The 23,944-nt window shown below is 72.1% G+C and carries 32 protein-coding genes; 14 read left to right on the forward strand and 18 right to left on the reverse strand.

From position 1 onward, the window contains the following. Positions 1–18 precede the first annotated feature (18 nt). Positions 19–507: a sigma-70 family RNA polymerase sigma factor gene (locus tag ABZ444_RS42875; RefSeq protein WP_358009867.1), complete on the reverse strand. Its 489-nt coding sequence runs from the start codon at positions 505–507 to the stop codon at positions 19–21. Beyond that, on the reverse strand, positions 504–1,007 hold the full coding sequence (locus ABZ444_RS42880) for a hypothetical protein (RefSeq protein WP_358009869.1): 504 nt from the start codon (positions 1,005–1,007) through the stop codon (positions 504–506). The genes ABZ444_RS42875 and ABZ444_RS42880 overlap by 4 nt, the downstream gene beginning before the upstream one ends. Positions 1,008–1,079: 72 nt before the next feature. Between ABZ444_RS42880 and ABZ444_RS42885 the strand changes: the two genes are divergently transcribed. After that, the gene (locus ABZ444_RS42885) at positions 1,080–1,514 is read left to right on the forward strand and encodes a DUF3995 domain-containing protein (RefSeq protein WP_358009871.1); all 435 of its coding nucleotides are present in this window, start codon (positions 1,080–1,082) and stop codon (positions 1,512–1,514) included. On the opposite strand, the gene ABZ444_RS42890 is transcribed toward ABZ444_RS42885, so the two are convergent. Next, positions 1,511–2,143 (reverse strand): helix-turn-helix domain-containing protein, encoded by a 633-nt coding sequence (locus ABZ444_RS42890; protein WP_358009873.1) that lies wholly within the window; start codon positions 2,141–2,143, stop codon positions 1,511–1,513. The genes ABZ444_RS42885 and ABZ444_RS42890 overlap by 4 nt on opposite strands. Before the next feature lie 60 nt (positions 2,144–2,203). On the opposite strand from ABZ444_RS42890, the gene ABZ444_RS42895 reads away from it, so the two are divergent. Both ABZ444_RS42895 and ABZ444_RS42900 read left to right on the forward strand, forming a co-directional pair. Further along, positions 2,204–2,494 (forward strand): antibiotic biosynthesis monooxygenase, encoded by a 291-nt coding sequence (locus tag ABZ444_RS42895; protein WP_358009875.1) that lies wholly within the window; start codon positions 2,204–2,206, stop codon positions 2,492–2,494. A gap of 63 nt (positions 2,495–2,557) precedes the next feature. Continuing rightward, positions 2,558–3,475: an ABC transporter ATP-binding protein gene (locus ABZ444_RS42900; protein ID WP_358009877.1), complete on the forward strand. Its 918-nt coding sequence runs from the start codon at positions 2,558–2,560 to the stop codon at positions 3,473–3,475. Positions 3,476–3,646: 171 nt separating this feature from the next. Here the strand turns inward: ABZ444_RS42900 and ABZ444_RS42905 are convergent, their stop codons facing one another. After that, entirely contained in the window at positions 3,647–4,033 is a 387-nt protein-coding gene (locus tag ABZ444_RS42905; protein WP_358009879.1) for a hypothetical protein, read from the reverse strand. Between the two features lie 20 nt (positions 4,034–4,053). Between ABZ444_RS42905 and ABZ444_RS42910 the strand changes: the two genes are divergently transcribed. Beyond that, complete coding sequence (locus ABZ444_RS42910; RefSeq protein ID WP_358009881.1) at positions 4,054–4,851, forward strand: ABC transporter permease; 798 nt, start codon at positions 4,054–4,056, stop codon at positions 4,849–4,851. Between the two features lie 599 nt (positions 4,852–5,450). Further along, a complete protein-coding gene (locus ABZ444_RS42915) occupies positions 5,451–6,251 on the forward strand; it encodes a hypothetical protein (RefSeq protein WP_358009883.1) in 801 nt (266 codons plus the stop codon). Positions 6,252–6,291: 40 nt separating this feature from the next. Here ABZ444_RS42915 and ABZ444_RS42920 read toward each other — a convergent pair whose 3' ends face one another. From ABZ444_RS42920 to ABZ444_RS42940, 5 genes are all read right to left on the reverse strand, one after another. After that, positions 6,292–6,984, reverse strand: a complete 693-nt coding sequence (locus ABZ444_RS42920; RefSeq protein ID WP_358009884.1) for a hypothetical protein — start codon at positions 6,982–6,984, stop codon at positions 6,292–6,294. A gap of 281 nt (positions 6,985–7,265) precedes the next feature. Continuing rightward, positions 7,266–8,138, reverse strand: a complete 873-nt coding sequence (locus tag ABZ444_RS42925) for an alpha/beta hydrolase (protein ID WP_358009886.1) — start codon at positions 8,136–8,138, stop codon at positions 7,266–7,268. Between the two features lie 146 nt (positions 8,139–8,284). After that, positions 8,285–9,247, reverse strand: a complete 963-nt coding sequence (locus tag ABZ444_RS42930) for a DUF6461 domain-containing protein (RefSeq protein ID WP_358009888.1) — start codon at positions 9,245–9,247, stop codon at positions 8,285–8,287. 170 nt (positions 9,248–9,417) lie between these two features. Then, the gene (locus tag ABZ444_RS42935; RefSeq protein ID WP_358009890.1) at positions 9,418–10,179 is read right to left on the reverse strand and encodes an NAD(P)H-binding protein; all 762 of its coding nucleotides are present in this window, start codon (positions 10,177–10,179) and stop codon (positions 9,418–9,420) included. 14 nt (positions 10,180–10,193) lie between these two features. After that, positions 10,194–10,691 carry a carboxymuconolactone decarboxylase family protein gene (locus tag ABZ444_RS42940; RefSeq protein ID WP_358009891.1) on the reverse strand — a complete coding sequence of 166 codons (498 nt, stop codon included), beginning with the start codon at positions 10,689–10,691 and terminating at the stop codon, positions 10,194–10,196. Between the two features lie 204 nt (positions 10,692–10,895). Here ABZ444_RS42940 and ABZ444_RS42945 point away from each other — a divergent pair, with 204 nt between their 5' ends. Then, entirely contained in the window at positions 10,896–11,813 is a 918-nt protein-coding gene (locus tag ABZ444_RS42945; protein WP_358009893.1) for an RNA polymerase sigma-70 factor, read from the forward strand. A gap of 40 nt (positions 11,814–11,853) precedes the next feature. Here ABZ444_RS42945 and ABZ444_RS42950 read toward each other — a convergent pair whose 3' ends face one another. Together ABZ444_RS42950 and ABZ444_RS42955 are read right to left on the reverse strand one after the other, a co-directional pair. Continuing rightward, a complete protein-coding gene (locus ABZ444_RS42950; RefSeq protein ID WP_358009895.1) occupies positions 11,854–12,597 on the reverse strand; it encodes a VOC family protein in 744 nt (247 codons plus the stop codon). A 46-nt stretch (positions 12,598–12,643) separates the two neighbouring features. Further along, entirely contained in the window at positions 12,644–13,417 is a 774-nt protein-coding gene (locus ABZ444_RS42955) for an alpha/beta fold hydrolase (RefSeq protein ID WP_358009897.1), read from the reverse strand. A gap of 124 nt (positions 13,418–13,541) precedes the next feature. On the opposite strand from ABZ444_RS42955, the gene ABZ444_RS42960 reads away from it, so the two are divergent. From ABZ444_RS42960 to ABZ444_RS42970, 3 genes are all read left to right on the forward strand, one after another. Then, positions 13,542–13,796 carry a hypothetical protein gene (locus ABZ444_RS42960; protein WP_358009899.1) on the forward strand — a complete coding sequence of 85 codons (255 nt, stop codon included), beginning with the start codon at positions 13,542–13,544 and terminating at the stop codon, positions 13,794–13,796. 53 nt (positions 13,797–13,849) lie between these two features. Then, positions 13,850–14,281 (forward strand): NUDIX domain-containing protein, encoded by a 432-nt coding sequence (locus ABZ444_RS42965; RefSeq protein WP_358009901.1) that lies wholly within the window; start codon positions 13,850–13,852, stop codon positions 14,279–14,281. Positions 14,282–14,399: 118 nt separating this feature from the next. Beyond that, a complete protein-coding gene (locus ABZ444_RS42970) occupies positions 14,400–14,570 on the forward strand; it encodes a hypothetical protein (RefSeq protein WP_358009903.1) in 171 nt (56 codons plus the stop codon). Between the two features lie 60 nt (positions 14,571–14,630). On the opposite strand, the gene ABZ444_RS42975 is transcribed toward ABZ444_RS42970, so the two are convergent. Then, positions 14,631–15,788: an MFS transporter gene (locus tag ABZ444_RS42975; RefSeq protein WP_358009905.1), complete on the reverse strand. Its 1,158-nt coding sequence runs from the start codon at positions 15,786–15,788 to the stop codon at positions 14,631–14,633. Between the two features lie 129 nt (positions 15,789–15,917). On the opposite strand from ABZ444_RS42975, the gene ABZ444_RS42980 reads away from it, so the two are divergent. Next, the gene (locus ABZ444_RS42980) at positions 15,918–16,247 is read left to right on the forward strand and encodes a helix-turn-helix transcriptional regulator (RefSeq protein ID WP_358009907.1); all 330 of its coding nucleotides are present in this window, start codon (positions 15,918–15,920) and stop codon (positions 16,245–16,247) included. A gap of 90 nt (positions 16,248–16,337) precedes the next feature. Here the strand turns inward: ABZ444_RS42980 and ABZ444_RS42985 are convergent, their stop codons facing one another. From ABZ444_RS42985 to ABZ444_RS43005, 5 genes are all read right to left on the reverse strand, one after another. Continuing rightward, positions 16,338–16,793 (reverse strand): hypothetical protein, encoded by a 456-nt coding sequence (locus ABZ444_RS42985; protein WP_358009909.1) that lies wholly within the window; start codon positions 16,791–16,793, stop codon positions 16,338–16,340. Between the two features lie 124 nt (positions 16,794–16,917). Beyond that, positions 16,918–17,499 carry a winged helix-turn-helix domain-containing protein gene (locus ABZ444_RS42990; protein WP_358009911.1) on the reverse strand — a complete coding sequence of 194 codons (582 nt, stop codon included), beginning with the start codon at positions 17,497–17,499 and terminating at the stop codon, positions 16,918–16,920. 349 nt (positions 17,500–17,848) lie between these two features. Beyond that, entirely contained in the window at positions 17,849–18,013 is a 165-nt protein-coding gene (locus tag ABZ444_RS42995) for a hypothetical protein (RefSeq protein ID WP_358009913.1), read from the reverse strand. Between the two features lie 169 nt (positions 18,014–18,182). Further along, positions 18,183–19,091: an SDR family NAD(P)-dependent oxidoreductase gene (locus tag ABZ444_RS43000; protein ID WP_358009915.1), complete on the reverse strand. Its 909-nt coding sequence runs from the start codon at positions 19,089–19,091 to the stop codon at positions 18,183–18,185. A 34-nt stretch (positions 19,092–19,125) separates the two neighbouring features. After that, positions 19,126–19,956 (reverse strand): SDR family NAD(P)-dependent oxidoreductase, encoded by an 831-nt coding sequence (locus tag ABZ444_RS43005; protein WP_358009927.1) that lies wholly within the window; start codon positions 19,954–19,956, stop codon positions 19,126–19,128. A gap of 115 nt (positions 19,957–20,071) precedes the next feature. On the opposite strand from ABZ444_RS43005, the gene ABZ444_RS43010 reads away from it, so the two are divergent. Together ABZ444_RS43010 and ABZ444_RS43015 are read left to right on the forward strand one after the other, a co-directional pair. Then, on the forward strand, positions 20,072–20,653 hold the full coding sequence (locus ABZ444_RS43010) for a helix-turn-helix domain-containing protein (protein WP_358009917.1): 582 nt from the start codon (positions 20,072–20,074) through the stop codon (positions 20,651–20,653). A gap of 110 nt (positions 20,654–20,763) precedes the next feature. Next, entirely contained in the window at positions 20,764–21,018 is a 255-nt protein-coding gene (locus ABZ444_RS43015; RefSeq protein ID WP_358009919.1) for a hypothetical protein, read from the forward strand. On the opposite strand, the gene ABZ444_RS43020 is transcribed toward ABZ444_RS43015, so the two are convergent. After that, positions 21,012–21,749: an alpha/beta fold hydrolase gene (locus ABZ444_RS43020; protein WP_358009921.1), complete on the reverse strand. Its 738-nt coding sequence runs from the start codon at positions 21,747–21,749 to the stop codon at positions 21,012–21,014. The genes ABZ444_RS43015 and ABZ444_RS43020 overlap by 7 nt on opposite strands. Before the next feature lie 109 nt (positions 21,750–21,858). On the opposite strand from ABZ444_RS43020, the gene ABZ444_RS43025 reads away from it, so the two are divergent. Then, positions 21,859–22,062, forward strand: coding sequence for an MbtH family NRPS accessory protein (locus tag ABZ444_RS43025; protein ID WP_358009923.1), 204 nt, complete (start codon positions 21,859–21,861; stop codon positions 22,060–22,062). 5 nt (positions 22,063–22,067) lie between these two features. After that, on the forward strand, positions 22,068–23,944 hold a 1,877-nt coding region (locus ABZ444_RS43030; RefSeq protein ID WP_358009925.1), incomplete at its 3' end, for a condensation domain-containing protein.

Consider the following 23,944-nt stretch of genomic DNA (forward strand, 5'->3'; position numbering starts at 1 on the left):
CCGCCGCCGGACGGGCTCTCAGCCCTGCCAGGCCCGGCGGAAGCTCGCCCGGGCCCGGTGCAGCCGGGACTTGACCGTGCCCGACGGCACCCGCAACATCCGCGCCGCGACGTCCTCCGGCACCCCTTCCAGGTCGCGCAGCACCAGCACCGCCCGATGCTCCGGCGACAGGCGCTCCAGCACGTCCCGGATGTCCACGGCACGCTCGACGTCGTGCGGCGAGGGCACGCCGGTCAGTTCCGCCGGGCTGGAGCGGCCGTCGCGCCGGGCGATCCGGACGGCCTCGCGCACGGCTATCGCCCGGGCCCAGCCGAGCAGTGCCTCGGGTTCACGCAGGTCACGCAGATGCCGGAAGATCGCGATCAGCGCCTCCTGCACGGCGTCGGGCCCGCTGTCCAACGCGATGGGCCCGCAGATCCGGCCCAGGTACGGCGTCAGCTCGGCGAGCAGGTCGTTCATGGCCATCGTGTCGCCCCGCTGGGCGGCGAGCACCCGGGCCGCCGTCATGACGCGCCCCCGGCGTCCCGGACCACGGGCCCGCCGGCGTCCCGGGCCGCGACCCGGGACGCGAGCCTGGCCAGCGCCCGCTCCCCCGCCACCCGCACGCCCCAGGGCACCAGCGCCGCGCGGCCCGGGACGCGCACCCCGCCCGTCTGCGCGACCAGCGTCCCCTCCGGCACGGCCGTCGCGGCCAGGCCGACGAGCAGGAACCGGCTCTGCATCCAGCACCACCCCGGCCGCAGGTCGACGTCGAACCGGGCGCGCATGCCGTACCGGCTGCGGGCCCTGGCCACGAGGCGGCCGTCGTCCGGGCCCGTGGACTCGACGGTGAGATGCCGCATGTCGGGTTCGAACGTGCCGAACTCCTTCTCCAGATCGCTCACCACGGCCCAGACAGCCGCGAAGGGTGCGGGAATGACGCGCTCGGCGACGGACGCCCCGGGAATGGCCGCGGCCAGCGCGCGCAGGCGGCGTACGGGGTCCAGATCGGCAACAGGCCAGCTCATGTCCATCCAGAGGCGGGAGAGGCGCGAAAGGTTCCATGGAACCATCGCGAACTTCGCCGCCTCCTGCCGGGCATGAACATCTCACGCCTCGGCACCCTGACCGCCTCCGTCCTGCTCACCGACGCCGCCGCGCACCTGTACTGGCTGACCGGCCGCACGTGGCCCGCCCACGACGTCAGATCCCTGTCCCTGGCGGTGCTGAACTTCGAGGTGCCGTTCACCCCGCGCGTGCTGGTGCCGCTCGTCGTCGTGCTCGGCACCGGGGCGGCGGCGGTCCTCGCGTGCTCGCGCGGCCGCGGCGGCCTGCCCGCCCGTCTGATCACGGCCGCCGTCGCCGCCGGGACCCTGGTGCGCGCGGCGGCCGGCCTGGTGTGGATCGCCGGCGTCGGCGCGGACACCGCGACGCCGTTCTACTGGCTCAACCTGTTCCTCTACACGCCCCTCTGCGTGGTCATGGCCGCGGCGGCGGCCGTCGTCGCGGCCCGCCGCGGCTCCCGGCGGCTCTAGTCCGAGCAGAGCTGGGCGTGCAGGGTGCGGAAGGCCCATTGCTCCCAGCGCTCGCGCGGCCAGCCGCGGGCGTGCACGAACAGCAGGTACAGCTCGGGGCTGAGCAGGCCGTACAGCAGGTCGGCGGCGTCCTGCGCGGACACCTCGGCCCGCGCCCCGGGCTTGCCCACCAGGGCCTCGGCCGCGTCCCGCTGGACGACGTAGCGGGGATCGACGTCGTCCGGCCACAGCGCGGCCACCTCGGGGTCGCTCGCGACCGCCCCCTCCAGGACCTTGCCGATCGGCGCGACGCGCTCCAGGACGGAGCTGGTGCCGGCGACGTAGGCGCGCAGCAGGTCCTGGGCGGTGCCGGCGGCCAGCGCCGCCGCGTACCAGGGGCGGTCCATGGTGGCCACCGGCTCGTCGTCGCCCGCGATCGTGACGTCGACCAGCTCCTTGAGCAGGGCGCGCTTGTTGCCGAAGACGAAGTAGATCGTCTGCACCGCGACCCCGGCCTTCTCGGCGACGTCCTGGAGGTTCGTGGCGCCGTATCCGTCGCGTACGAACAGCTCCAGCGCCGCGTCGAGAATGCGCCTTCGCGTCTCCTTCGCCTTCTGGGCCCGCTTGCTCGTCCGCTTGACATCGCTCATGGCTAGAGTCTATCTCTAGATTCAGTCACTAGAAGTCAACTCTAGAGAGCAGGTCTAGCCATGACGGTCATCAGCGTCACCCGTTTCCAGGCCGATCCCGCGGACGCCGAGGAGGTCCAGGCCCGGCACGCCGCCCTGGTCACCGCCATCAGAGCCACCGAGCCCGGCCTCACCGAGGCACGCCTCGGCCGCCTGGACGACGACACGTGGGTCGGCGTCTGGCGGTGGAACTCGGCCGCCGCCCTGCAGGCGGCCCGCCAGGCCGCGCCCGGCACCCCCGCGGCCGTCGCCGCGTTCGCGGTCGTCCGCGACGTCACGTCGCAGGACATCGAGGTCCTGGCCGAGCTCTGACGGCCTGCCCCGGCTCCCGGCCCGACGCCGTGAGCCGGGGTTCCCCCGAATCGAGGAGATGACATGATCGAGATCGACGCGTTGACCAAGGTGTACGGATCGGCGCAGATCCGGGCGGTCGACGAGGTGTCCCTGCACGTCCCCGCCGGGTCGGTCGTCGGCTTCCTGGGCCCCAACGGCGCGGGCAAGACCACGACCATCAAGATGCTGGCCGGGCTGCTGACCCCCACCTCCGGCCGGGTCCGGCTGGCCGGGTTCGACGTGACCCGGCAGCGCCGGTCCGCGATGGCGCGGTTCGGCGCGGTGCTGGAGGGCTCCCGCAACGTCTACTGGACCCTGTCGGCCTGGCAGAACCTGATGTACTTCGGCCGGCTGAAGGGTCTGCGCAAGGCGAGGGTCGCCGAGCGCGCCCAGGACCTGCTGACCGATCTGGGCCTGTGGGAGCGCCGCCACGAGAAGGTGGGCGGCTTCTCCCGCGGCATGCAGCAGAAGGTCGCCATCGCCGTCGCCCTGATCGCCGACCCGCCCGTCGTGCTGCTGGACGAGCCGACGCTCGGCCTGGACGTCGAGGCCACCCGTACCGTCAAGAACTGGATCGCCGAGCAGGCCCGCGAGCTCGGCACCACCGTGTTGCTCACCACCCACCAGCTCGACATCGCCCAGGAACTGTGCGACCGGGTGGCCGTCATGCGCCAGGGGCGGCTCGTGGCCGACCTGCCCACACGCGAGTTGCTGGCCCGCTTCCGCGAACGCGACCGGTACGAGATCCGGGTCGAGGGAGCCGCGCCGCCCGGCTTCGACGCCGAGACCCGCGACGGCGTCACCACCATCAGCGTGCGGGTGAGCGATCCGGCCGAGGTGTACGACGTGGTCGGGCGGCTGCGCGCGCACGGAGCCGTCCTGGAGTCGCTGACGCAGGTCCAGCCCGGCCTGGAGGACGTGTTCCTCGCCCTGGTGAACGAGCCGTCCCATGCTGCCTGACATCCTGCGCGCCGAGATCGGCAAGGGCCTGCAGGTGCAGCTCGCCCACCCGGCCGGGCACGTCGTCACGCTGCTGATCAGCACCATGATGTACCTCGGCCTGCAGTTCGTGCTGGGCCAGGGCGAGCTGCGCCAGGACCTGCTGCCGCCGACCCTGGTCGCGATCGGCGGCTACTGGTTCCTGCAGTACGCGGGCCTGGTGATGGTGGCCGACCTCGTCGAGGAGATACGCGCCGGCACCTTCGCCCAGTCCCAGATGAGCCCGGCGCCCCCGTGGTTGCCGATGCTCGGCCGCCTGCTCACCGCGTCGATGTTCGGGCTGGCCGTGGCCGCCGTCGCCGCTCTCGTGCCGATGCTCACGGCCCAGATCGCCGTCCCGTTGCGCTGGGCCGCGCTCCTGCCCGCCGTGCTGCTCGGGGTCAACGCGCTGGCCTTCACCTTCCTGCTGGCCGCCCTCGCCCTGGTGCCGGGCTGTGGACCGGCGGCGCGCTGCCCTGGCTGCTGGTCCACACCCTGGCCCTGGCCGCCGTCGCCGGTCTGCTGTTCGTCCGCAACCACCGACGAGCCCTGGAGGCGTCATGACCTTCGTCCGCGGATTCGCCGCCGAGGTCCGCAAGGGGCTGATCGGCCTGCTCGCCGGATGGCGCGAGGTCGTCCTGGAGATGATCACGTTCCCGCTGTTCTACCTGCTCATCGTGCTGTTCATGGGACGCGGGCAGCTGCGCGCCGACCTGCTGCCGCCGGTGTTGCTCGGCATGGTGGCGCTGACCTTCGTCCACGAGCAGGTCAACCGCGTGTTCTGGAGCTACCTGGGCGACATCCGGTCCGGCGTGCTGGAGCAGACCTACCTGACCCCGCTGCCCTCGGCCGCGAGCATCCTCGGCCGCCAGGTGGCCGCCGTGATCGCGGCCGTGCCCGCCGCGCTGGCCGTGCTGGTCACCGGCGTCACCGCCGTCGCCCTCCAGGGCGGACGGCTGCCCGTCGACGCGCAGATGATCGTGCCGCTGGCCGCGATCGTGCTGGGCACCTGCGGGCTCGCGCTCATCCTGTGCGGCCTGTGCCTGGTGTTCAGGCGCATCGAGATCATCACCCAGCTGTCCGTGGCCGTCTACGCCATCGCGGGCGGCACCCTGGTCCCGCTGGCCGCCATGCCCGAACCGGTCGCCTTCCTCAGCCGGCTGGTCGTCCCCATCGCGCCCGGCATCGAGGCGATGCGTGACATCCTGCTCGGCGGGCATTCCCTGGCCGCCCTCCCGACCGGCTGGGGCCTCGGCTGGCTGCTGGCCCAGCCGCTGCTGATCACGGCGGCCGGGGTGGTCCTGTTCCACCGGCTGGAGAACGTCGCCCGGCATCGCGGCACCCTCGCCCGCTCCTAGGGACGCCGCCCGGCCCGCCGCACGGTGATCTCGTACTGGTCCACGGCGCCCTCCCACCGGGCCACCAGGGCGTCGCCCTCCTCCCTGGCCCCGCGCATGTCCTGACGGCACAGGGCTGGCGCCGGCGGTCGGAACCGGCGAGCTGGACGGCCACCAGCTCTTCCCCGAAGCCCGCCGGGAACCGCGCCGCGGCGTCGATCTCGAACAGCGACCGGCTCGGGTCGAACCGCAGCTCGGGGTAGCCGCTCCCGTCGAGCAGCAGCAGGTTCTCGCTGGACACTGTCGCGCGGGCGGCGAGGGCGGCCGGCTCCAGCCACGCCGGATCCCTGTTGAACCCCGTCCCGTAGAGCCAGTCGCCGCTGTAGCAGGCCGCGTACTCCGCCTCGGGGTCGAAGCCGGAGACGGGGTGGTCCAGCAGGACGCCGAAGGCCTGCCCCAGCGACGACTCCCGGTCGTCACCGGTGGTGGGGGCGGAATCACGTTCGCGCCTTTCCCCAGTGGGGGGACCGTGACACGCGGCGCGCCCGCCGTCTGGCGTCACTTCTCATGATCGATTGTAGAGTGAGGCATTCGTCCCCCTCTCCCTCCGGGAAGCGTCCGTGTTACGTCGTCACCGTTCGGCCCTGCCCGCCCTGCTCCTCACCGGTCTGTACGGTGCCGCACTGACGGTCGCCGCCGTCTTCGCCCTGGTCTCCGGTGAGCTGGGCCCGTTGTGGGGGCTGACGCTGTTCTCGGCCGTGGCCGAAGGCGTCGCGGCCACCGGGCAGCACCTGTTCCTCCTGGTCGTGGCCGGGTTGTCCTGGTCCTGGGGGATCTGGCAGATCCTGCGCGGGCCGTCGGCGGGGCCGCCGCCCCGGCAGGACCCCGACACCCTGCGGTTGCGCCTGGCGCTGTACGCCTCGGCGGCCACGACGTTCCTGCTCCACCACGCCACGTCGATCTGGGCGGACACGACGGTGATCGACTCCGCGGTGATGTGCGTGGTCGTGGTGCTGTTCATGCGGGTGCTGGGCCGCGGCCGGCCGTACATGCGGGGCGCCGGGCTGCTGGGGTACGGCGGATTCACCGTCATCGGCGCGCTCGACCTGCTGGGCCGGTCCGTCCCGGAGGGGGTGGAGCTGGTCTGCGGCCTGGCCGGTCTGGTCTGGACGATGCTGGTCCTGCGGGCCCAGGGCTCCGACGACCGCTGGGGGACGGCGACCGTCGCGTACGGCATCGCCGCCCTGGTGACGCCGCTGGTCCTGGTGCCGGCGGCGTTGCCGTTCACCGGCGAGGAAGGCGCGATGGAGGCGCTCGGCGTGGTCCCGAGCGTCCTGGCGATGATCTGGCTGGCCCGCTCCGCCCACGACCTCGCCGCCCCGCGCCGCCGACCGGCCCCCGAGGCCACGCTGGAGGCATGAGCTCCGGGCGGGCCGGTGACCGCGGGCCGGTGACCGCGGCTCAGCGTCGGCGCTGCCTGGTCCTCTCGGTCCTCACGGTCGAGGGGGCCTCCCGCGGCAACGACGGTCTGGCCAGGGGCGCCAGCGCCGGTCCCTGCCACTGCGACCTCGCCGGCCCCGACCCCTTGTCGTCGTCAGGACCCCCGCCGTCGATGGACAGGATGCGGCCCCTGAACTTGGGGTGCTTGGTCTCCCAGTACCGCCAGCCCTCCACCCTGGCCGGCACGTTGGCTATCCCCGAGCCGATCTCGACCTGCTTGCAGGTGCCGAGCACCGACCAAGCCGACCACCCGATGCGGTAGCCGAAAACGCGGTACCACATATTGCCGTACATCCCTTTGGTGATTGTCCGGCTGTATTCATGGCCGGTGAAGACCATATGCCGCTCTTCGAGGTGTGGCACGCCCATCTTGCGCAGGTTGCGCACCAGATCTCCGGTCGTGATCACGAGTTGCTGTTCGTTCTCCGTCTCCCGGAACGCCCTCACCTCGTATTCCCGGGTCACCGTCACCGTGATGGTGCCGCCGGGGCCGTCAATGTAGCGGGTACGGGGAATGAAGAAGTTTCTCGGCGAGAGCGAACGGATTTTGAAGAAGGTGTGCGGGTCGCACCGCCCGTCGCCGTCCGCGTACGCGGCCAGGGTCACGCCGGGGGTCATGGCCAGGACGAGGGCCGTCGAAAGCGAGCCGCGCACGGCCGCTCGTGTCATGGTCCGCCCAAGACGAGGCGCCGTCGGCCGGGTGGGGTTGCTGAAGGCTTTTGCTCGTATATTGGGTGAGAACATGTACCGTTCCTTCCGGAAATGCAGCCCGTAGTCGCTATCCGAAGCCGTAGACCGGAATGCAGCCTTTCCGCACGCCGAGCAGGGCATCTAGACCGGTACGATGTTTACACTTGCCACGAATCACTCATCGACGCCACACCGAAACCGCATTCCCGGTGACCGGCAAGATTCAGTTGTCTGAATGCCATGGCTCAGGGGTGCCGCTCGGCGGGATCGTTCTCCGCGGCCCGCGACCGCGTGAAGGCCCGGATGCGTTCGGCGACGACCTCGGGGGCGTTCAGGTCGGGGGCGTTGTGGTCGAGCCCGGCGATGATCTCGTGCCGGGCGTCGGGCATGAGGCGGGCCAGACGAGCCGGCACGCCGGTGAGGTAGCCGGGGGATCTGTCGCCGCCGAGCAGCAGCGCCGGGGAGCCGACGCCGGCGTACCTGCTGCCGTCGGAGTCCAGGCGGACGATCTCACCGATCTCGGCGGGGGTGGTCGCCATCATCGCCCGCGTGTCGCGCCCCTCCGCCCCGCGCAGCATCAGGAACGCCAGCGCGCGGAACACCGGCGCCGGCGCGTCGCCGACCGGAACCAGGCGGGTGGCCTTGAGGAAGCCCGCCATCGCCGCGGTGTGCCTGCCCTCCCCCAGTAGGCGCTCGAACGCCGGCAGCCACCGGGCGGGGAAGGAGCCGTCGATGCTCACGCCCGGTTCGTAGACCATGAGCGCGGCCACCCTGCGCCGCAACCCGAGGTGCAGGGCGACGAGACCGCCGTAACTGTGCCCGAAGACCAGGCGCGCGCCCGTGCGCTCCATGACCGCCAGCGCGTCGTCGACCTCGGTGTGCACGCCGTACGCCGGCCCCTGCGGGCCGCTGGCGCCGCGTCCGCGCCGTTCGATCACGTGCAGGCTGTGCGTGCCGGACAGTTCTCGCGCCAGCGCCTCGTAGTGGTGGGCGCGCCGGTTGTTCCCGGGTATCACCAGCAGCCCTGGCCCCCGCCCCGCGCTGAGCACGGCGATCGTCGTGCCGTCCTTCGAGGTCACGTCCGTGCGCTGCCATCGCATCGACTGCTTGCCGCCCATCACGCCCTGCCTTCACGTCGGTGAGACAGCAGCCTGGCCGCCGAGGCTGTCACCCGGCTGGCAGAACGCTGGCATCGACCCCCAGGACGAGGAGGACGGGACCGCTCGCCTCGAAGGGCATCAGGCAGCACGGGTCGGCCGCCGGATCAGGCCCAGTGGTCGCCGTCGGGCAGCCGCAGGTACGTGGCCGGTTCCGTGAGCGAGCGGGCGTCGGCCGGGCGCAGCCCCGCGCCGGCGAAGCAGTACGCCTCGGCGCACCCGTCGTACAGGTACTTGCGCAGGATCTCCGCCGGCGAGTCCTCCGGGGACGCGTCGCCGCCGCCCGGATGGGTGTCCCATTCCTCGACCTCGCCGTCGCGGAAGACGCTGCCCTGGTTGCCGCTCTTGGGATTGGCGTACATGCCGTAGGCGACCGTGCCCGCCGACAGCGCCTTCATGACGCCGGGCGTGGCGGCCATGTACCCCCACTCCTGGAAGACGACGCAGCCGCCGGGCACGTCGGTGACGCCGACGAACCGCATCGCGTCGTCGTCGAAAGGATCTTCCTCGACCTCTTCCAGCTCCTCCTCAGTGGCAGGTTCGGCGGCCAGCAGGCGCGCCGCCTCGGCCGCGCTGACACCGCGCACGCACGTCAGGCTGAAACCGTCGCCGTCGACGCCCTCCAGTACGCCGACCAGGCGCGCCGCCTCCGCCACGGCCGCCGTCTCGGCCTCGGTCAGCCGGGCGTGGCCGGGCGGGAACGGGAAGAACAGGCCGGGCGTCGGCCCGGCCAGGCTGAGCCGGCCGGGCGACCAGCCGCCCATCATCGGCCGCCACGGGTCGGCTCCGGCGGAGACCAGCGCAAGGGCGTTGTCCGGCTGGTCGCGGAAGACCGCCTCCCAGAGCGCGGTGCGGCCCTCGCACTCGGCGTCGACGTCGGCGACCCGGCCGGCCAGCTCGGCGACCACCTCCGGCGAACCGCGCTCCGCCGCCATGTGCAGGGGACGCCCGAAGAAGTTCGTGCCTTCGTCCGGATCGGCGCCGGCGGCCAGCTTGGCGCGGACCAGGGCGAGGTTCTTCCAGGAGTCCCATCCCAGATCGGACCAGCCGGGGGTTTCCTGCGCGATCATGACAGCTCCTTCAAGATCCGTTATGCGGGGACGAGCGGTGCCATCATGGCGCAGGGCACGGACAATTTTCGAAGATCGTCGAGACGGCGCGCAGCCGCCCCTCTCCGGGGGCGCCCACACAGGGAAACCCTTGTCCCCGGCGCCCCACCGAGGACACGGGCGGGGCCGGATCAGGGCTGGTCGTCGAGCCATTCCTGGAAGGTCGGGCCGGCCAGCGTGGCGTGCGGGCCGGGCAGGAACGCGCCGGCGGCGGCCAGGTCGGCATCCGGCATGCCGGCGCCGTCGACGCCGACGACCTCGACACCCCGGCGGGCGCCCAGGAGCCGGGCCGCCTCCGCCAGCGTCTCCCTGCGAGGACCGGCGATCTCGGGGATCGGCGTGCCGGGCCCGGTGGGGGCGGCGGGGGCCGCGGCCAGGTCGGCCAGCTCCTCGGCCACGGCGCGGCAGGCCACGAGCTGGGTGGGCAGCTCCGGTACGTGGGCGACGTCACCGGGCTGCCAGTCCAGCAGCTGGCCCACGAACTCGTGGAACTGCGCCGCCCGCAGGACGCGGACGGGAAGCGGCCCGGCCAGCAGCAGCTCCTCGTGCACCTTCTTGGCCGCGACGAAACCGGCGGTGGCCTTGTCGGCCCCGATGATGGACGCCACGGCGATCCGCGCGACCCCGGCCTCGCGGCCGTACTCGTGCAGGTTGCGGGCCGAGGCACGGAAGAACTCCGTCGCCGCCTCCTGGTCGGAGGAGTGCCAGGAGGCGACGTCGATGACGACCTGCGCCCCGCTCAGCGCCTCGGCGAGGCCCTGACCGGTGACGACGTCCACCCCGGTGGCGCGGGACATCGGCACGACCCGGTGCCCCCTCTCGATCAGGACCTCGACGACGTGGCGGCCCAGCCGGCCGGTCGCCCCGGCCACCGCGAACGTGGTGATGCTCATGTGATGTGCCCTTCTCACTCGCTGTAGTTCCGGCCGGGGGGCATGCCGGGGACCGGCTTGGCGATGAGGGCCGCCGGGGTGAAGAAGCCGATGTGGGCGATCGCCATGACGAGCGACCACATCGCCCTGTCGTCGTGGAGCGCCGACGCCCTGGCGTACAGCTCGTCCGGGACGCGCTCCCCCGACGGGTTCGGGGTGAGGACCGCCTCCACCAGCTCCAGCGCGACGCGTTCCGCCTCGGTGAAACAGGTGGCGTCCCGCCAGGTGGCCACGGCGGTGATGCGCTCCTCCGGCTCCCCCAGCCCGCGCAGGTTGGCGGTCTCCCTGACGGTGAAGTACGTGCTGCCGAGCAGCTGCCCGGCGCGCAGCTGCAGCAGGCCGATGGTCGCCGGGGGGATCACCCCGTTCTGGAGCGCCTTGTGCAGCCCCTCGCCGACCACCGCCATCTCGGGGAGGAAGGGGAGGGGGTTGGGCATACGCGACCGCCGGCCGGTCGTCGTGGAGGTGGACATGAGGAAGACTTCCCTTCTCGTTCTGGACTCGTCGCGCCGTGCGGATCGTCCGCGCGGCGTCACGACCACGAGACGCCGCCGCCCCGGCCCCCGTAACAGCGACGGCCCTGTGACGTAGGCCACTGGCCGGAGGTGTTACGCGGCGGTGCAGGGCGGCGTCTTGTGCGTGTGGCAGTGGGGAGAACGGACAGGCAGGAGCGGGACATGACCGATCAGAACGAACACGGCGGGCCGCCTGGCCGGGCCGACTCCGCCACCCAGGTGTTCGTCGCCCACCGCAACCTGCTGTTCACCGTCGCCTACGAGATGCTCGGCTCCGCCGCCGACGCCGAGGACGTCCTGCAGGAGACCTGGCTGCGATGGGCGGACGTCGATCACGGCAGCGTGCGGGAGGAGCGCGCCTACCTGGTCCGGATCGTCACCCGGCAGGCGCTCGACCGGCTGCGCGCGCTCGGCCGGCGCAAGGAGTCCTACGTCGGGCCGTGGCTGCCCGAGCCGCTGCTGACCGCCCCTGACGTGGCCGAGGACGTCGAGCTCGCCGAGAGCGTCTCCATGGCGATGCTGCTGGTGCTGGAGACGCTGCAGCCGACCGAGCGGGCGGTGTTCGTGCTGCGCGAGGTGTTCGAGCTGGACTACGACGAGATCGCCGAAGCCGTCGGCAGGAGCCCGTCAGCGGTCCGCCAGATCGCCTACCGGGCGCGGGCACACGTCGCCGCCCGCCGGCCGCGCGGCAACGCCTCCCCGGCCGAGACGCGCGCCGCGCTCCAGGCCTTCCAGCGGGCGGTCGAGACCGGCGAGCTGCAGAGCCTGCTCGACGTCCTCGCGCCGGACGTCGTCGCCCTGAGCGACGGCGGCGGCCTCAGGCACGCCCTGCTGCGGCCCGTCGTGGGCATCGACAACGTGGCCCGCCTGCTGGCCGTCGGCTGGTGGAAGCACGACGCGGACCGATCGGTCGAGCTGGTGCAGATCAACGGCGGGCCCGGGCTGCTCGTGCGGATCGACGGGGAGATCGACGGAGTGGTGGCGGTGCGCGTGGAGAACGGCTACGTCACCGGCGCCTATCACGTGCGCAATCCCGAGAAGCTGTCGCGGATGGCGCGGGAGACCGCCGTGACCCGCTGAGCCCGGCGGGTCAGCGCGGGTCAGCGCGGGTCAGCGCGGGTCAGCGCGGTGCGCCGAGGACGCAGAACTCGTTGCCCTCGGGGTCGGCCATGACGACCCACGGGACGTCGCCCTGGCCCACGTCGGCGGGCTTCGCGCCGAGCTTCGCCAGACGGGCCACCTCCACCGCCTGATCGGCACCGCGGTGCGGCAGCAGATCGATGTGCACGCGGTTCCACACGGTCCTCGGGCCGGGCGTCGTGCGGAGGAACTCCAGGTAGGGCCCGACGCCCTCGGCCGCGCGCAGCCGCGCGTGATCGTCGCCGGCCTCGTGCACGGTCCAGCCCGCCGCCTCGCCCCAGAACCGGGCCATGGCCCGCGGGTCGGCACAGTCGACCACCACCGCGGCGATCGGCCCGGTGTCCCGGTAGATCTCCCGGGGCTCCAGCACGCAGAACACGTTGCCCTCCGGATCGGCCATGACCGTCCACGGGACGTCGCCCTGGCCCACGTCGGCGGGCGTCGCGCCGAGCTTCTCCAGGCGGGCGACCAGCTCCGCCTGATGGGCCTCGGAGGTGGTGGCGAGATCGAGGTGCAGGCGGTACCGCACCGTCTCGGGGTCGGGGACGGCGACGACGTCGACGCAGACGGCGCTGGGATCGGGCCAGGCGAAGCCCACAGGCTCGACGTTGGTCACGCCGGGGCCCTCGCTGGAGACGCCCCAGCCGAGCGCGTCCGCCCAGAACCGGCCGAGCGCCGCGTCGTCCCGAGCCTTGAAGTTCACCTGAACCAGCCGCGATGCCATGCGATTCACCCTATGCCCGACGGCCGGGCCGCCGTCTCCGCGCCGGTCAGCCGGCGAGGACGACGTCCAGGAGCCGTTCCGGCGCGCGCAACGGCAGGTAGTGGTCGGCCGCGGCCACGATCTCCAGACGGGCGCCGGGGATGCCCTCGGCGAGCCGGCGCGCGATCACGCCGATCTCCGGGTGGTCGTGGTCGCCGACCACCACGGTCGTGGGCACCGTGACCCGGTCGAGGAGCTCGACGGCGCCCACCTCCGCGAAACGGGCATGGCCCTTCTCGGCGGCCGCCCGCATCTTGGCGTTCTCGGTCACCATGTCGCAGATCGCGGCGTATCCCGGCGCCCGGTCGCCCAGCGACGCCCACAACGTGAGCTCCATCTCGGCCAGCCGGGCGGCGTCACCCTCGCGGTCGGCCGCCGCGTAGGCGTCCAGCTCGGGAGAGCGCGGCCAGTCGTGGCCACCGGCCGACGCCGCGACCAGGGTCAGGGAGCGCACCCGTGCCGGGTGCTCCAAGGTGAAGTCGAGCGCGACCTCGCCGCCCATGCTCAGCCCCACCAGCGCGGCACGCTCGACGCCGAAGTGGTCGAGGACCGCGAGCAGGTCGTCCTCGTAGCGGAACGGCGCGGTCGGCGGCGTCGAACGGCCCAGGCCCCGCGCGTCGTACCGGATCACGGTGCGGTGGCGCGCGAGTTCGGGGAAGACGCCGTCCCAGAGGCGGCTGTCGTGCACGGAGCCGTGCAGCAGGACCACAGGGGCTCCGTCGCCGGCCTTCTCGGCCCACAGGCGGCCGTCACCGGAGACGGGGAGGTACTCGATCGTCATGGGAGCGATTCGACCACACTCCAGGAGAAGGACGTCCTGGCCGCGGAAATCATCCCCGAGGGGGACGGGGAGTCAAGGACCGCTTTGACGACCGCGGAAAGGGACGACTTCTACCGTTCGACCCATGGTTATCAACACGAACACATTCCGCCGCGCCGCGGCCGGCGTCGGACTTGTCCTGGCCACCCTCGCCTTTCCCGCCGCGGCCCAGGCGGCCACGGCGCAGACCGCCACCACCCCCGTCCTGGTCGGCGTCTACCCGACGTCGGACGCCTGCGCGCGGGCGGCCGCCCCGTACACCGCCGCCGGGAAGACCGCGTCCTGCCGTCTGAACAGCATCTACGCCAAGCCCCCCTACTGGCTGTTGTACGTCTCGTAGACCGCACATCGAACGGCGGGATTCTCGGCCCGGCGCCCTGGGATCATGGAGGGATGCCCGAGCCGAGAATCCGCGTCGCCGCCTACGTCGTCCGTCACCGGGCCACCCCCGAACTCCTCGTCTTCGATCATGTCGACGCGCCCGAAGCCGGCACCCAGGTGCCGGCGGGCGGAGTCCTGCCGGACGAGAGCCTGGAACAGGCCGTGCTGCGGGAGGTCGCGGAGGAGACCGGCCTGACCGAGGTCGCCGTCGTCGGGCCCATCGCGGTCGACCACAAACCTCGTGAGGACAACGGCCGGCCCCGGCGCACGACGTTCTTCCACCTCACCGCCACCTCCGACAGCGCCGACAGCGCCGACGCCTGGCGCCACCGTGTCCACGGCGACGGCTCGGACGCCGGCCTGGAGTTCGCGTGCCGCTTCGTCCCGCTACCGCTGGCAGAGGGGCTGGCCGACGCCCAGGACGCCTGGTTGGGCCGCCTCTAGAGATGAGACCCGTCCCGGACCTCGCGCTCTCGCGGGCGGCGGGGCCGGGCATGGACACCGGCCGGGGCATCTGACACGATCGCCGTCCGGCTCCGGCCCCGCCGTGAGGGGGGAACCCGTGCTCCGACCCGTCGCCGTCGTGACGGCGCTCGCACTCGGCCTGGCGATCGTGCTCACCTCCGCCCACAGGATGGCTCCCCGGTGGCAGGTGTGGGCAGCACTCGCCCTGGCGCTGACCGCCGCCTCGGGCGCCGTCCCCGCCGGCCAGGCCGCCGGATCGTCCACATAGCAAGGACGATCGAGAGGGATGCGGGGGGGGGAGGCGACGCCTCCCGCCCCGCATCCCGGATCAGCGAGCCCCTGTCAGGACGGCTGAGGCGCGGCGGACGGTCGTCAGGTGGTGGAGCAGCGCCACGGTCGTGACGCCGGCGGCCGGCAGCCCCAACGCGGCGGGCACGACGGCGAACCACTCCTGGACCAGCCCGCCCAGCCCGCCGCCAAGAGCCATCCCGATGTAGATGGCCGAGGAGTTGAGGCCGAGCAGGACCGGCGCCGCGGCCGGGCCGAGGGCGATGAGCCGATGCTGCTGGGGCACGACGACGACGCCCAGGGCCGCACCCCAGACCGCGGCCCATACCAGGGTCGACACGAACGTGCTGGTCGCCACCGACGTGAGCGCCAGTGCGACGGCGGCGACGACGAGGGGCCCGGTCAGCACGCGCGCGGGGTCGTACCGGTCGACCAACCGTCCGGCGACGATGTTTCCGGCCAGGACGCCCACCCCCCAGACCAGCAGGATGGCGGCGAACAGCGGCTCGGAGCCGCCCGTCGCCGCCCGCAGGGCCGGGCCGATGTAGGTGTAGAGGGTGTAGGCGCCGAGGAAGACCAGCGTGGTGACGGCCAGCAGCGCCACGACCCGGCCCTCCCTCAGCGGACGCAGCCGGTCACCCAGCGAGGCGGCGGGAAGCCGCACCTTGGGCAGCCCGGCGGCGATCCCCAGGGCCGCGACCAGGCCGACCCCGGCGACCGCCCACAGGGTGACGCGCCAGTCGGTACGGCCGATCAGCGTGCCGAGCGGAAGGCCCAGCGCCGTCGCCGCCGTGAGCCCGCCCAGCACGAAGGCCAGAGCCCTGCCCCGGCGTTCCGGAGGCGCGATGGCCCCCGCGGTGCTGGAGGCAGCAGAGTTGATCATTCCGGCCCCCGCCGCGGTGACGACACGGGCGATCATCACCACCTCGTAACCGGTGCCCAGGGCGGTGACGGCGTTGCCGGCCACGAACACGCCCAACGCGATCAGCAGCGCGGTCCGCCTGTCCAGCCCACCGGTGAGCGCACCCATGATCGGCGCCGACAGGGCCATCACCAGGGCGAACACCGTCACCAACTGCCCTGCGAGCGGAGTGGAGACCCCCAGGTCGGCGGCGATGGCCGGGAGCAGGCCCGCGATGACGTAGCTGTCGGTGCCCACGGCGAAGGTCGCCAGGGCCAGAGGGAGAAGTCGTCGCAACACCGGACGATGCCACCTTTCCATAGGGACCTCGGACGTATCGAGGGGAACCCTACGAAATACATTGATGCTTGTCCATATATCCATCTATTGGTAGCGTGACGGGTGTGCGGAACACAGGGGGCGACCATGCGTGAGGTGTCACAACCGGCCACCGAGGCCATCCGGCTGGTGGAGGTCCTGCGCGCCCTGGCCGACCCCGTGCGCCTCGACCTCGTCCTGCGGCTCGACCGGATGGGCGAGGACTACTGCAACGCCATCGGCGCCGACATCGACGTGCACCAGACGACGCTGTCGCACCACTACCGGGTGCTGCGCGAGGCCGGTGTGACGTGGACGAAGGTGCAGGGCCGATCCCGGCTGGTCCGGCTGCGCCGGGAGGACCTCGACACACTCTTCCCCGGCCTGCTCGACTCCGTGCTCGGCGCGCAACGCCGCACCCGCGACGCCCACGGGTGACCTGAGATCTCCGGCGTTCAGGCTCACCCGCATGCCGGAGACCTCGCTCCTCGGCGATCTACAACGCGAACACCGCCACGGCGGCGACCGCTAACACCACCACGCGGTCAGGTAGGAGACGGCGCCCCCCTTGGGGCGCGCGCCGGCCCGCATGCAGACGGAGGAACTGGAGCTGGTCCGCAATCCGTTGCCGTAGTTCCTGCCGCCGCTGATCGTCCGCAGGTCGCACTGCCGCCAGTTGGCCCCGCCGTCGATCGAGTAGTCGACCCAGATGGCGTCGCCGTCGATGGAGTTGACGATGCGCGTCCACGCGTACTGGTAGCCGTTGATGTTCCCGGAGCGCAGCTCCAGTATCTGCCCGTTCGGCATGGTCTTCTGCTGTCTGGTCGCGGTGCTCGTGGCACCCGACGGATTGGTCATGGACGGGCACGAGGACGGCGGGGCCGCCGTCGTGGCCTGAGCGGCGCCGACCGTGGCCGCGGACGTCAGCACCACCATGGCCGCCGACAGCACGACCGTCTTCAGAGCGGTTCCCGTTACGTTCATCGCGAGCGTGTCCCTTCGGTGGGGAATTCCTGCCACGACGATGTTCGAACGGCAGCCCCGACCGCAGATAGGGCCTTCGAGCATGGTCGAAAGCCCGAGGTGACAGCCCGCCGAGCCGCCCGGCTCAGTTCGCCGGGGGCAGAGCCCCGTTCTGCAGGGACAGTCCGAGCGGCGTCAGCAGGTGCAACACCGAGCCACCCTGCCGGCGCGAGACGACCAGGCCGCTGTCCCGCAGGACCGACACATGATGGCTGGCGGTCGCGGCGGAGATCGACAACCTCCTGGCCAGATGCGTCGTCGTGCAACCGCGGCCGACCTCCTCCAGCACGGCCGCCCGGGTCGGGCCCAGCAGGGCGGCCAGCGTGCCCGCCCGCCGCGACGAGCCCGCGACGCCCCGCCCCCACAGGGCGAAGGCGTCGGCGGGATCCCGCAGTGCCGGGTAGAACAACACCGGCGCGTCGTCCGGACGGAAGCCGTCGCAGCTGAACAGCGGCAACCGGCAGAACACCGACGGGATCAGCACGAGCCCTCGCCCGTTCAGGTGCACGTCGATCGTCTGCGGCGTGAACCGGGTGCGCACGTCCAGTGTCATGTCCCGCCAGACCAGGTCAGGGTGGAGCGTGGACAGCAGGCGTTCGGCGCCTCCCCGCGCCATGACGCCCGCGCGGGTGGCGACCTCCGCCTCCAGGTGCGCGCAGCGGGTCACGGTACGGGCCGAGCAGCGCGGTGCACGTCTCCCGCACGGCCGCCACGAAGTGCCCGCGCGCCTCGGTGTCGTCAGGCAACCGCCGCGACCAGGAAGGCAGATCTCCGTACTGCCCCCACGAGTCCAGCTCGGCCCGCACCGAACCGGCCAGCAACCGAAGCGAGTCACGGGGCGTCACCCCACGCCGCCACGGCTCGAACAGCGCCCCCGGCCGCCGCCTGGCCATGACGTTCAGCGCGAACCAGGACTCCATGACCGGGCCGGGCGACGCCTCGAACCGTAACCGGGCCAGATCCTCACCCGTGAAATGAAAGCGCCACATACTCCATCCATCGTCCGAAGCGAACGTTCACCAGCACGGCCAGGAGGCGAGCAGGCCCGCGGCGCCGCCGAGCGTCGTCCCGAGCAGCAACCCCGAATACCAGGGCACGTCGGTCGGCCCCACGACGAACGCGACGGCCACCCCTGTGGCGAAACCGGCGACGGCGGGACCCCCACTGGGCCTTCTCGCCATGAACCGGGTCAACCACGCGCCATAGCGGGTCAGCCTCTCCGGCCCCACGCGTCGAAGTAGCCGAAGTCCGCCACGAACGGAGCATAGAAGCGGGCCACGGCGACGCCTAGGTCTGTCGGTGCCTGGTTCTTGCCAGCAGGATGTTGTGAGTGGACCCTGGATGGCGCCTTTACATTGTAGATTCGTTGAGGATGCCGGCGCTCAGCCGGGCGCAGAGGTCCCACACCGCGTTCTGGTTGCGTTCGTCGAGAGCGCTGGCCGGCAGCGGCTTGCGGCGGCACCGGTCGTCGAAGTAGGCGCCGGTGAGGCCCTCCACCTCCGTGCTCGCGGCCAGATGGATGCTGGAGCGAGCCGATCGGGTCAGGTCCGACAGGAAGAGCGGCGCGACGACCTTCAGCACCAGGGGCGCGATCGGCCGGTAGAGCCGCGGGAACGCGCTGATCGGGGTCGCCCTGTTCATCGGCGTGTAGCCGTGCCCGGGGTAGACCACGTTGGCCGTCACCCCCGTGCCGCGCAGTTCCCGGGCGAGCCGGGCGGTCAGCGCCATCGTCATGGTCTTGGTGTGGTTGTAGTGGCTGAACGTCCATCCGAGGAAGCGCCGCTCCCCCAGCAGGTTGTCGTGCTCGATGGGGCCGCCGGGGATGCCGCCCGTCAGGTTGACGACCCGGGCGCGGCCGGCGCGCCTGAGCTGCGGCAGCAGCAGGTGGGTGAGGGTGAACGGCGCGAGGACGTGCGCGGCGAACATCTTCTCCACGCCGTCGTCGGTCAGCTCGCGGTGCGGCCGGTTCAGGCCGACGTTGTTGACCAGGACGTCCAGCGTGTCATGGCGCTCGGCGACCTGGGCCGCGATCTGGCGCAGGCCGTTGAGGCCGGTGAGGTCGGCGGCGAGGGCGTCCACGCGATCGTGTCCGGCGCCGGCGCGGATCTCCTGCGCGGCGCGCTGCGCCTGGATGCGGTCGATCCCCACCAGGATGACGGAGTCTCCCAGTCCGGCCAGGCCGCGCGCGGTCTCCATGCCGATGCCCCCGGTACTGCCGGTGATCAGGGCGGTCCTGCCCGTCATGTCGTTCGATGTCATCTGCGCTTGTCTCCTTTCGGTCGGGACGCCGGTGTCAGCGCGAGATCAGTTCCTGCGTGAGCTCATGGAGGCGTAGTGCGTCGTCCCGGTCGAAGGCGCGGCCGTCCAGCGGCAGCCGGCGCCTGCCCCAGTGGGCGGTGAAGGGCTCGGCCGGCGGGTCGTCCAGGAGCGCGATCATGGGCACCGTCGCCTTCGGCACCGATGTGGCGAACAGGGCGAAGAACGCCCGCGTCCCCGCCCGTAGCGGTTGCGGCAGGCTCGCGGGCATGCCGGTGGAGACCACGCCGGGGTTGTAGCCGACGTAGGAGACCCCGCTGCCGGCGTGCAGGACGCCGAAGGCGACGCCGAGGAGGTCGTTGGCCCGGAAGGACTGCAGGATGGCCTTGGTGCCGCTGTAGGCCCGGGTCAGCTGCAGGTCGTCCCAGTGGATGCGGCCCAGCGGCACGCCGGGTGTGCCCACGTTCATGACGACCGGGCGCCGCGCGGCCCGCAGCACGTCGTGCAGGCCGTGGCTCAGCAGGAAACGACTGAGGTAGGCGAGCGCGAAGTTGTGCTCGAAGCCCTCGCTGGTGGTCGCGCGGCCGCCGAGGAGCCGGTAGCGCTGGGCGCAGAGGATCAGCTTGTCCACGACCGGATGGTCCGCGGCGAGGCGTTCGACGACACCGCGGCAGGCGGCCGGCGAGGTGAGATCGGCGCGTACGAACGTGGCCCGTCCGGCCGCCAGGGCCTTGGCCTCCGCGAGCAGGGCCGCTCCCTTTGCGGCGGTGCTGCCGAGGGCCACCACGTGAGCGCCCTGCCGGAGGTGGTGAAGGGCCAGCCCCTTGCCGAGCCCGTCGGTGCCGCCAGTGATGATCACGGTCTGCATGTTCACCTGCTCTCATCGGCACATCCACCGAAGTGGATATGACATATCCGCTTACGTCAGGGAGCCTAACACGAAGCGGATATGATGTATCCAGTTAGCCGACGGACGGGATGCCATGAGCGAAGAGACACCGGCGCTGCGCCGCGACGCCGAGCACAACCGGCAGCGCACCCTGGCGGCGGCGCGGGAGGTGTTCGCCGCGCGTGGGCTGCAGGCCACACTCAACGACGTCGCCCACCACGCGGGGCTCGGCGTCGGCACCGTCTACCGCCGGTTCCCCAACAAGGAGGCCCTGGCCGAGGCCGTCTACGCCGGCAAGCTCGACGACATCCGCGCCGCGGCACGGGCCGCGCAGGCGGCACATGACGCCTACCAAGCCCTGCGAGCCTTCATCGAGCACGCCCTGGAACAGGCCGCGACCGACCGCGGGCTGCGCGAGCTGATGCGGCGGGGCGCGGGCGAGAGCGAGCTGATCGAGCGCGCCCGGGAGGGCATCGCCGAGTCCTGCGGTCGCCTCATCACCCGCGCCCAGGCCCAGGGCACGCTGCGCGACGACATCACGGTGGGCGACATCGCCCCCATCGTCTCGATGATCGACTCGGTGATGGACCTGCCGTCCTCCGGCGCCGCGCAACCGTGGCGCCGCTACCTCGCGCTCATCCTCGACGGCCTGCGGGCCGGGCGGAGCACACCCTGAAGGCCGGGTTAAGAAGGCCGCCGCGCCCTTAAGGACGGCCCACAAGTGTTTCCCAAGTCTCCTGGCACATCTTGACGGCAGAACGCCGTTCCCTGAGGAGAAGAGGAAACATGAGCATTCGACGTCTGACCGCGGCGGCCCTCGTCGCCGGTGGGCTCGCTTTCGGCGCCGTCACCGGCTCCGCCATGCCTGCGTCCGCCGTGTCCGCATCCGCTGTGTCCGGGTCGTGGCACTTCGCCGGGTACTACCAGTACCGCGACCAGTGCGTGCGGGCCGGTTTCACCGCCATCACCAGCGGGGGCATCGTCCAGGATTTCCGGTGCGAGGTGTCCGGTTCGCGCTTCGCGCTCAGTCTTTTCTACTGATCGACCTGACGGCGGCGGCCCGTTCCGCCGCCGCCGCGCAGGTACCGGTGGATGATCTCCAGGACCTGCTCCCGCCGGGGCACGAGGTAGAAGTGATCGCCCGCCAGGGTGTCGACGGTGAACCCGGCGCGGGTCAGCTCGCCCCACAGCGGCACCCGCTCCGGCACGACATCGTGGTCCGCGTCCCCGTGGAGGGCGTGGATCGGGCAGTCGAGCGGCGCTCCCTCCCGGTGCTCGTACGCCGCGACCGCCCGCAGGTCGCCGCGCACGTAGGACAGGACGATCTCCAGCAGCTCGGGGTCGGCCGGCAGCCCTGGGTCGGTCCCGTTGAGCGTTCCCATCAGGCCGGCCAGCGTCTCGTCGTCCGTCTCGGCGAGGGAGCCGAGCACGCCGGCCATCGTCTGGGGCGGGTTCGCGCCGGAGACGAAGAGCCGGGCCGGCACGACGCCCCTTCCGGCCAGCTCGCGGGCCACCTCGTAGGCGACGAGGGCGCCCATGCTGTGCCCGAAGAGCGCGACCGGCCGGTCCAGCAGCGGCGTCATGGCGTCCGCGATCCGGTGTGCCATGTCGCGGAGGTCGCCGATCAGGGGATCGGCCCACCGGTCGCCCCGGCCCGGATACTGCACGCCGTGAATCTCGACGCCCGCGTTCTCGGCCCAGGACCGGTAGAAGGCCGCCGAGCCACCCGCGTGCGGAAAACAGAACAGCCGGACCGCGGAATGCGGACGCATTTCCGGGCAACGCAACCAGTCAGCCATTCCAAATCCCCTCATCGGCATGTCCGGGCGAGCGAATTATTCAACACGCCCGGCCCCGGGAACAAGCGGAAGGGAATACCTGATGGACGATTTCTGGAACCACTGCCGGGTGCTCGTGAATGACGAGGGAGCGCATTCCCTGTGGCCCGCGTCCGCCGCCGTTCCCGACGGCTGGAGGGTCGTGTACAGGAACGACGTCCGGCGGAGATGCCTGGAATACATCACCGGACATTGGACCGACATAAGGCCGGACAGCCTGGTCGACGCGATCGTCCCGGCGGAGTGACGCACGTGGACGGCGCCCCCCGATACGAATTGCCCCTGTCCGCCGCCCAGCTCGGCCTCTGGTACGCCCGCCAGCTCGCCCCGGGCGGCCGGAACGACATCGTCGCCGAATACCTGGACCTCCGCGGAAACGTCGATCGGGAAATGCTGGAAATGGCTTTCCGGCAGGCCGTCGCCGAGACCGCCAGTATGCGCCTGTGGATCGGCGACGGGGACGAGGGGCCGGTCCAGGTCATCGAGGAGCACATCGAGTTCGACATCCCGTTCGTGGACCTGCGGGGCGAGGGGACGGCCGAGGAGGAGGCCCGGCGGTGGATGCGCGCGGAGTGCGGCCGGCCGATCGAGCTCGACCGTCCCCCGCTGTTCTCGGCGGCGCTCATCAGGCTGGCCGAGGACCGCTTCTTCTGGTACCAGCGCGTCCACCACCTGGCGATGGACGGCTACGCGGCGGCGCTGTTCGTCTCGCGCATGGGAGAGATCTACACCGCCCTCCGGGCCGGCGTCGTGGCCGCGAAGTGCGATTTCGAGCCCCCTCGGGCCATCCTGGAGGAGGACCTGGCCTACCGGGGATCGAGCCGGTCGGCGACGGACCGCGAACACTGGCTGTCGCTGTTCCCCGACGGCCCCGTCCCGTCGAGCCTGGCGACGCGACCGCCCGCGCCGCCCTCGTGGGACTTCCTCCGCGCGACGACCACGCTCCCGCCCGAGGCCACGGAAGGGATGCGCGCGGCCGCCCGGCGGCTGGGCACGAGCTGGCTGACGCTGGCCGTCTCCGCGGTCGTGCTGTACGTCCACCGCATGACGGGCGCGACCGCCGTCGTCGTCGGCCTGCCGGCCGCCAACCGGCGGTCCGCCCGCCTGCGCAGGACGCCGGGGAACGTGGTCAACGTGCTCCCCGTCAGATGCGCCGTGGACCCGGACGCGCCCCTGCCGGAGCTCTTCCGTGGCGTCTCGCTCGCCATGCGCCAGGCCCTGCGGCACCAGCGCCACAGGTACGAGGACATGCTGCGCGACCTGGGCATAGTCGGCGGCGAGGCGAGGCTGTTCGGCCCCACGATCAACATCATGGCGTTCGACCAGCCCCTGAGGTTCGCCGACCACGACGTCACCGTCGAGAACGTGTCCAACGGGTCGATCGACGACCTGTCCATCATGATCTACGACCGGCCGCACCGGGGCGACCTCCGGGTCGACGTCAACGCGAACCCCGCCGTGTACGACCCCGGCGACGTCGTCCGCCACGCCCGGCGCCTGACCGACCTGCTCGCCGGGATCCCGGCGCTCGATCCCGGCACGCGGATCGGGGACGTGGACGTCATGCCGGCCGAGGAACGGCGGCAGGTCCTCCTCGACTGGAACGACACGGCGGCCGCCGTCCCCGAGGCGACCCTGCCGGAGCTGTTCGAGGCCCAGGCGGCGCGGAGCCCGGACGCCACGGCCGTGGAGTGCGATGGGCGCACGCTGACCTACGCGGAGCTGGACGCGCGCGCGAACCGGCTGGCCCGTCGCCTGGCCGGCCTCGGGGTGCGGCCGGAGAGCACGGTCGCGCTGCTGCTCGGCCGCTCGGCCGCGCTGGTGGTGGCGACGCTGGCCGTGGTGAAGGCCGGCGGCGCGTACGTGCCCCTGCATCCGGGGCAGCCACCGGCCCGGCTCGCCCGGACGATCGCCGACTGCGGCGCCGCGGTGCTCCTCACGGACCGGCCCGGGACCGGAGCCGGGCTCGGCCAGGACGTCCACGTCATCGTCGTGGACGCCGGCCCGGCCGCGGAGCCCGGCACGCCGCCGCGGCCGGCCCGTGCGGGATGCCGGATCACTAGTCCCAGCTTTCGCTCCTGCTCGACCCGTCAGTCTCACAGTCAAGCTCCCTTGTGCACTTACACTCA

The sequence above is a fragment of the Nonomuraea sp. NPDC005730 genome, assembly GCF_040630865.1.
Taxonomy (GTDB): Bacteria; Actinomycetota; Actinomycetes; order Streptosporangiales; family Streptosporangiaceae; genus Nonomuraea.